This is a genomic window from Bradyrhizobium sp. HKCCYLRH3073, from assembly GCF_051167995.1.
Classification (GTDB): Bacteria; Pseudomonadota; Alphaproteobacteria; order Rhizobiales; family Xanthobacteraceae; genus Bradyrhizobium.
The window spans coordinates 124,749-131,256 of sequence record NZ_JBNPUD010000016.1; the positions used below are offsets into that span (position 1 = coordinate 124,749).

Annotated in this window: 8 protein-coding genes; 5 read left to right on the top strand and 3 right to left on the bottom strand. The window is 66.0% G+C overall.

All coding sequences use genetic code 11. The features are described 5' to 3' along the window. Window positions 1-92: 92 nt before the first annotated feature. Window positions 93-509: a DUF6455 family protein gene (locus ACQR1X_RS28470; RefSeq protein WP_316215503.1), complete on the top strand. Its 417-nt coding sequence runs from the start codon at window positions 93-95 to the stop codon at window positions 507-509. A gap of 34 nt (window positions 510-543) precedes the next feature. Then, the gene (locus tag ACQR1X_RS28475) at window positions 544-915 is read left to right on the top strand and encodes a c-type cytochrome (protein ID WP_315800740.1); all 372 of its coding nucleotides are present in this window, start codon (window positions 544-546) and stop codon (window positions 913-915) included. Window positions 916-919: 4 nt separating this feature from the next. On the opposite strand, the gene ACQR1X_RS28480 is transcribed toward ACQR1X_RS28475, so the two are convergent. Then, window positions 920-1,798: an HpcH/HpaI aldolase/citrate lyase family protein gene (locus ACQR1X_RS28480; RefSeq protein ID WP_434900085.1), complete on the bottom strand. Its 879-nt coding sequence runs from the start codon at window positions 1,796-1,798 to the stop codon at window positions 920-922. Window positions 1,799-1,899: 101 nt separating this feature from the next. Here ACQR1X_RS28480 and ACQR1X_RS28485 point away from each other — a divergent pair, with 101 nt between their 5' ends. Then, entirely contained in the window at window positions 1,900-2,544 is a 645-nt protein-coding gene (locus ACQR1X_RS28485) for a carbonic anhydrase (protein ID WP_434885598.1), read from the top strand. A 66-nt stretch (window positions 2,545-2,610) separates the two neighbouring features. Here the strand turns inward: ACQR1X_RS28485 and ACQR1X_RS28490 are convergent, their stop codons facing one another. Both ACQR1X_RS28490 and ACQR1X_RS28495 read right to left on the bottom strand, forming a co-directional pair. Beyond that, the gene (locus ACQR1X_RS28490) at window positions 2,611-3,132 is read right to left on the bottom strand and encodes a TIGR00645 family protein (RefSeq protein ID WP_315800743.1); all 522 of its coding nucleotides are present in this window, start codon (window positions 3,130-3,132) and stop codon (window positions 2,611-2,613) included. Window positions 3,133-3,365: 233 nt separating this feature from the next. After that, a complete protein-coding gene (locus tag ACQR1X_RS28495; RefSeq protein ID WP_434884107.1) occupies window positions 3,366-4,400 on the bottom strand; it encodes an aspartate-semialdehyde dehydrogenase in 1,035 nt (344 codons plus the stop codon). Between the two features lie 114 nt (window positions 4,401-4,514). Here ACQR1X_RS28495 and ACQR1X_RS28500 point away from each other — a divergent pair, with 114 nt between their 5' ends. Continuing rightward, window positions 4,515-5,315, top strand: a complete 801-nt coding sequence (locus tag ACQR1X_RS28500) for a hypothetical protein (protein WP_315800745.1) — start codon at window positions 4,515-4,517, stop codon at window positions 5,313-5,315. A 228-nt stretch (window positions 5,316-5,543) separates the two neighbouring features. Next, window positions 5,544-5,927: a hypothetical protein gene (locus ACQR1X_RS28505; RefSeq protein ID WP_316180278.1), complete on the top strand. Its 384-nt coding sequence runs from the start codon at window positions 5,544-5,546 to the stop codon at window positions 5,925-5,927. Window positions 5,928-6,508 lie beyond the last annotated feature (581 nt).

Consider the following 6,508-nt stretch of genomic DNA (forward strand, 5'->3'; position numbering starts at 1 on the left):
CGGCCGGCGCAGGGCCGATTTGCTGCTTGATCTACCGCAACGTCCGCGCGTCCACCCGGTGATTGATTGCGGTCAATCATCGGAGACGTGTCATGACCGTAGACGCAAAGCCCTATCCGCGGGTCCAGTTCCTGATCGATACGTTCGCGCAATGGCTCCGGCATCGGCGTGAGCTGAGCGAGCTCCGGCAGCTCGACCGCGACGATTTCGAGCGCATCGCGATGGACCTGCAGGTCACGCCGGCAGATCTCGACGAGCTGGTCCGCCATGGCGAGCATGCCGCCGACGAGCTGCCGCAGATGCTGAAGGCGCTCGGCATCGACGAGGCCGCGCTGGGGCGCGCCGAGCCGCTGGTGCTGCGCGACATGGAGCGCGTCTGCGCCATGTGCAAGGACAAGCCGCGCTGCCATCGCGATCTTGCCGCCGGCACGAGCGCCGAGCACTACGAGGAGTACTGCCTCAACGCCCCGACCATCGACCGTCTGGGCGCCGCCGCGGTCAAGCACTGATCGCCGTCTCCCTCCCGCCCAGCGGAGCTACGCGATGAGCCTGCCGAATCTGCACCGCAACACCTGGCTCCATGTCGGCGCGGCGATCCTGCTCGCGCTCGGCGCGATGCTGCTGATCCGGCTGCACAATGCCGGCGGCGTGACGCCGGCCGCCGACAGCGTGCAGGCGGGGCGCAAGCTGGCGGAGGCCTGGTGCAGCACCTGCCACGCCATCGACGCCAGCGGAGCGAGAGCCCAGACCACGACCGCCCCCGATTTCGTGGCGGTCGCCAACATGCCGTCGACGACCGAGCTGTCGCTCAAGGTGTTCCTGCAGAGCAGCCATCCGACGATGCCGAACGTCATCCTGACGGCCGAGCAGCGCGGCGACCTCGTCAACTACATCCTCAGTCTGCGGCGCATCTGACGCCTCACTTCGCTGCCGCCGCGATCGCGTCGGCGATCGCGATCGTGCGCCGCGCCATCTCGGCATGCAGCCGCTCGACCATGCGGCCGTCGATCTGGATGGCGCCGCGCGAGGCATTCTCCGGCAGCGCGAACGCGGCAATGATCTTGCGTGCCGCAGCGACCTCGTCGGCCGGCGGGGTGAAGATCGCGTTGCAGGCGTCGATCTGGCCGGGATGGATCAGCGTCTTGCCATCGAAGCCGAGATCGCGGGCCTGGATGCATTCCTGCGCGAAGCCGTCGGTGTTGGCGAAATCGCTGTAAGGCCCGTCTAGAATCTCCAGCCCATGGGCGCGCGTTGCCAGGATGCAGTGGCTGATCATCGGCAGCATCGTGGAGCGGCCCGGCAGCATGCGGATGCGGGTCTCGCGCGAGATGTCGTTGGGCCCGAACACGAAGCCGGCGAGCCGCGAGCCTTGCTCGTGCACGGTGGCCGCGAGCAGATCGGCATCGAGCACGGCACGCGCCGTCTCGATCATCGCCCATACCTTCAGCGCCGGATCAGCCCCGACCTCGGCCAGACGATCCGTGACCAGGCGGAGGTCCTGGACGGTCGACACCTTGGGAACCAGGATGCCGTCGGTCGCCGCCTGTCCGGCCATGGCGACGTCGTCGCTCCACCAGGGCGTATCCAGGCTGTTGACGCGGATCAGCAGTTCCCGCTTGCCGTAGCCGTCGGCCGCCACCGCTTTGGCGATCTGGTCGCGGGCGGCGGCCTTGGCGTCCGGCGCCACCGAATCCTCGAGATCGAGGATCAGCCCGTCGGCCGGCAGGTTCCGCCCCTTCTCCAGCGCGCGCGCATTGGAGCCGGGCATGAACAAAAGACTGCGGCGCGGGCGGATCATTGCGGCGTTTCCCTTGGTTTATCGGCGCGGCCCGCGATACCATTTCGGGAGCCGGCCCGAAAGGCTTGTTCCCGGAAGCCGCATGTGTTTAGGCAGGATCCATGATCTCGTTTCCGCAACGCCTGCTCGAAGGCTACCGCGCCTTCACCACCCAACGCCTGCCGACCGAACAGAGCCGTTACCTCGAGCTCTCGGAGCGCGGCCAGTCGCCCGAAGTGATGGTGATCGGCTGCTGCGACTCGCGCGTCTCGCCCGAAGTGATTTTCGACGTCGGCCCCGGCGAACTGTTCGTGCTGCGCAACATCGCCAACCTGGTGCCGATCTATCAGCCGGACGCCAACGCGCATGGCGTCTCGGCGGCGCTGGAATATGCCGTCACCGTGCTGAAGGTGAAGCACATCGTCATCCTGGGCCATGCCCAATGTGGCGGCATCCGCGCCTTCGTCGACAAGGCCGCGCCGCTGTCGCCCGGCGACTTCATCGGCCGCTGGATGTCGATGTTCATCAAGCCCGGCGAGGTCGTCGAGCAGCGCTCGCATGAGAGCATGCAGGACTTCGTCACCCGGATCGAGAAGGCCGCGGTGTTCCGCAGCCTCGAGAACCTGATGACCTTCCCGTTCGTGCGCAGCCGCGTCGAGGCGGGAGACCTTCAGCTCCATGGCGCCTATTTCGGCGTCGCCGAGGGATCGCTGTTCGTGCTGGACAGGGCGACCAAGGAATTCAAGAGCGCGCGCGCTGGCCAATAGCGAAGGGGGAACAGCGAGTAGCTCACCTGCCCTATTCGCCATTCGCGCCTCGCTATTCGCCGCCCATCAATGGTCGCCCGACCAGCGGTCCGACAGCGCCAGCATCAGGGTCGACACCACGAAGGTCATGTGCACGCCGACCAGCCAGGCGAGCTTGGTCGAGTCGTAGCCGGCGTCGAGATTCATGAACGCCTTCAAGAGCTGGATCGCCGAGATCGCGACGATCGAGGCCAGCAGCTTCTGCTTCAGGCCGGCGAAGTCGACCTTGGTCATCCATTCCGGCCAGTCGGGATGGCCGCCGGGATCGATGCGCGAGACGAAGTTCTCATAGCCGGAGAACACCACGATCAGCACCAGATTGCCGGTCAGGCAGACGTCGATCAGGCTGAGCACGCCGAGGATGATGTCGCTCTCCTTGGCGGACGGCAGATGAACGATATTCTCCCACAGCAGCAGCACGAACTTGAACAGCAGCACGACGAGGCTGACGACGAGGCCGACATAGAACGGCGCCATCAGCCAGCGGCTCTTGAACAGGAAGCCTTCAAGCCCGCGCTCGAGCGGACCCGGCGCGTGCTTGGCAGGCACGGGCGCTTGCGCCGCTGACTCGGTCTTGCTGCTCTCAGCCAATTTCGACCCCACCCCGAATCCGCTCGGTCATCCCACCAGGTCTCGCCCGCGAACGACCCTTCTGATTAGTGACTCCGTCATGCCCGGGCTTGTCCCGGCCATGACGACTTAGAGACAGACGATCCCCAGACTTCCATTGTCATATGCGACGGCCATGACGCTTACCGGGGCGACGGCGCACCGTGCGTCTATTACGCCGCCTTCTTCTTGGCGGTGATCAGCTTGCGGTTGATCAGCACTTCCGCGATCTGGATCGCGTTCAGCGCCGCGCCCTTGCGCAGATTGTCGGACACGCACCAGAAGGCGAGGCCGTTCTCGACCGTGCCGTCCTCGCGGATGCGGCTGATATAGGTCGCGTCCTCGCCGGCCGCCTCATAAGGCGTCACGTAGCCGCCCGGCTCGTGCTTGTCGATCACGAGACAGCCCGGCGCGTTGCGCAGGATGTTGCGGGCCTCGTCCGCCGTGATCGGATTCTCGAACTCGACGTTGACGGCTTCGGAGTGGCCGACGAACACCGGCACGCGCACGCAGGTCGCGGTCAGCTTGATCTTCGGATCCAGGATCTTCTTGGTCTCCGCCATCATCTTCCACTCTTCCTTGGTGAAGCCGTCTTCCATGAAGACGTCGATCTGCGGAATGACGTTGAAGGCGATGCGCTTGGGGAACTTGTTGTTGATCAGCTCGTCGTTGGTGTAGACGGCCTTGGTCTGCGAGAACAATTCGTCCATCGCATCCTTGCCGGCGCCGGACACCGACTGATAGGTCGACACCACGACGCGCGTGATCTTCGCCTTGTCGTGCAGCGGCTTCAGCGCGACCACGAGCTGGGCGGTCGAGCAGTTCGGATTGGCGATGATGTTCTTCTTGTTGAAGCCGGCTGCGGCGTCGGCATTCACCTCCGGCACGATCAGCGGCACGTCGGGATCCATGCGCCAGGCCGACGAGTTGTCGATCACCACCGCGCCGGCGGCGCCGATCTTGGGCGACCACTCCTTCGATACCGAGCCACCGGCGGACATCAGGCAGATGTCGACATCGGCAAAATCGTAGTGCTCGAGCGCCTTGCACTTCAGGGTGCGGTCGCCATAGGACACCTCGACGCCGACGCTGCGGCGTGAGGCCAGCGCCACGACCTCGTCGGCGGGGAATTGGCGCTCGTCGAGAATATTGAGCATTTCCCGTCCGACATTGCCGGTCGCGCCGACCACTGCGACTTTGTAACCCATCGTTCACTCTCCGAAGAAATAAGGCCGGCCGGGTATGTCAGCGGAAACCGAAGCGGCAGCGCTTCTATGCGAGAAACGTCCCTGACACAACGTTACCACGACGTCTCGCATTCGATGCAGTCCAATTCGGCCAGAACAGCCGCAGCGCCCCGATCCGGGTCCGTCCTGCAAGGGCTCAAGAGCTTCGCGGACGAGGTCTGCGGCACGTTTGCGCGCCTGTTCGCCTATGTGGGGGCTCTGGCGCTGATCGCCATGCTCGGCGTGGCCGGCTGGAACCATCTCGACCGCGGCGATGACACGCCCGGCCGCGCCGGCTGGACCTTGGCCGACGCCGCAGTGCCGGCGTTCTCGCTCCGCCTCACCGACCAGCCCGACAGGACCGCCACCTATACCGTGCTCACCCACCCCGAAGGCGGCCGCAAGGACGTGCTGCGCTGGGGCGAGCCCGCCGATCGGCCGACTGCCGAGCTCGAGGTCTACCGGTTCGGATCGGAGCGCGATGCCAGGCGTGATCCGCGGGCCGATCTCGCGGTCCGGATGGGGCGCAGCACCGCCTCCGAACTCGAGACCGCGGGCGTGATCGACAGCCGGTTCGGCCCAGTCGGCCTGGTGCGCCGGGCCGGGGCGCCCGAGGGCGCCGGGGCCTGCCTCGGCTTTCTCAAGACCATCGCCGAGCCGAGCTTGCGGATCTCCGGCTGGTCGTGCCAGGGCGTGACGATGCCGGCGCGCCGCGCCATGGTCGGCTGCATGCTCAACCGGCTGACCCTGCTGGCGCCCGACCGGCACCGGGCCCTGAGCCAGCTGTTCACGGGGTCCGATCAGCGGCGCGGCGGCTGCGACGAACCCGCCGTCGCCACCGGCAGCCCCGATTGGGTGACGTCGACCGCCAATCCGAGGCTGCGCGGCGCGCTGTGAATGTCCGCCTGCGTCCGGATGTTGCTGGGCGTGACCGCGCCCCATTCGGGCGTCCGCATCGGCAGCCAAGTGACGGATTTTGATGCAACTTTCCCGCCACAGCGGGAATTTATCTTCGGTGCGGCCGCGGGAATGACCTTGTGATGCCACAGCCGACCCAGATATTGTGCGAGCCAAATCATGCGCATGGCGAGCGCCCGCCCCTTTTGGCGCGAGGAAGAGGACGTGATGATTGAATTTTCTGCTGCGACCCGGGTCATGGCCTTGGCGGTGATCGCCGCGACCGGTCTTGCCGTCACGTCTCTTGCCGTCACCTCGGCCGATGCCGCCCCCGCGAAGCGTCGCGTCACGACCACCTATAGCAGCGGCAATCCGAACTATTCCTACCAGTCCGGCCCGCGCACCCGCATCTACATCACCCGCCGCTCCTTCCTCGACGGCGGCACCGAGGTTCTTCCCGGCGACCGCAAGTTCTCGGATTACGCCTTCCCGCCGGCCGTCGGCTATCCGTCGTTCGCCCGCGAAAACCTGAACCGCCCGATCGACCGCCAGCCGCTGATGGCGCCGTCCGATCTCGGTGGCTACCCGACCCGGATTCCGATTCCCTACTGAGGACGGCCGCGTCATCTGATCATCGAGGCCGGGCCCTGCCCGGCCTTTTTGGTTTCTGGGGTGGTCGCCATGAACCTCTCTCCGTCATGCGCCGCTGGCGACCGTTCGGACAGATGGCTCACGGGCGTTCGGGGACATGGCTGACACATTGAACGCCATCCGCGAGCCCGCATCTACCACCTGCCGTTCAGTGTCATCCCGGCGAACGCCGGGATCCATAGCCACCGCGGGATCCATCGCCACCGGCGGCCGTTGGCGCATCATCGCGTCGCTCCAGCGTGCCTCGCATCGGCGTCGACAAGGATGGCTCCCCGCCTTCGCGCGGACGACAACCGAATTTTTGGCACGATGATTCATCCTCGCGCCCGCTTTCGCGTCCGAGCGTTGCGATCAATTCCGCCCTCTTCCGAAGCGAGGGCGCAGGGAAGGCCGAGCCTCGGCTGAGGCCCGTGGCCCCCGTGCGGAAAGAATGCACGGGGCAGGAACCACAGGTCAGCCGGACAGCCCGGCCCTCCCTGCGCGATGGGTTTAACGGCTGCTCCGTGCTCTTGTGTGTTCGAAACCTGCCAGAATGTGCGAAC

Coding starts and splice junctions, on each gene's coding strand:
- ACQR1X_RS28470 (WP_316215503.1), top strand. CDS start 93: ATGACCGTAGACGCAAAGCCCTATCCGCGGGTCCAGTTCCTGATCGAT.
- ACQR1X_RS28475 (WP_315800740.1), top strand. CDS start 544: ATGAGCCTGCCGAATCTGCACCGCAACACCTGGCTCCATGTCGGCGCG.
- ACQR1X_RS28480 (WP_434900085.1), bottom strand. CDS start 1,798: ATGATCCGCCCGCGCCGCAGTCTTTTGTTCATGCCCGGCTCCAATGCG.
- ACQR1X_RS28485 (WP_434885598.1), top strand. CDS start 1,900: ATGATCTCGTTTCCGCAACGCCTGCTCGAAGGCTACCGCGCCTTCACC.
- ACQR1X_RS28495 (WP_434884107.1), bottom strand. CDS start 4,400: ATGGGTTACAAAGTCGCAGTGGTCGGCGCGACCGGCAATGTCGGACGG.
- ACQR1X_RS28500 (WP_315800745.1), top strand. CDS start 4,515: ATGCAGTCCAATTCGGCCAGAACAGCCGCAGCGCCCCGATCCGGGTCC.
- ACQR1X_RS28505 (WP_316180278.1), top strand. CDS start 5,544: ATGATTGAATTTTCTGCTGCGACCCGGGTCATGGCCTTGGCGGTGATC.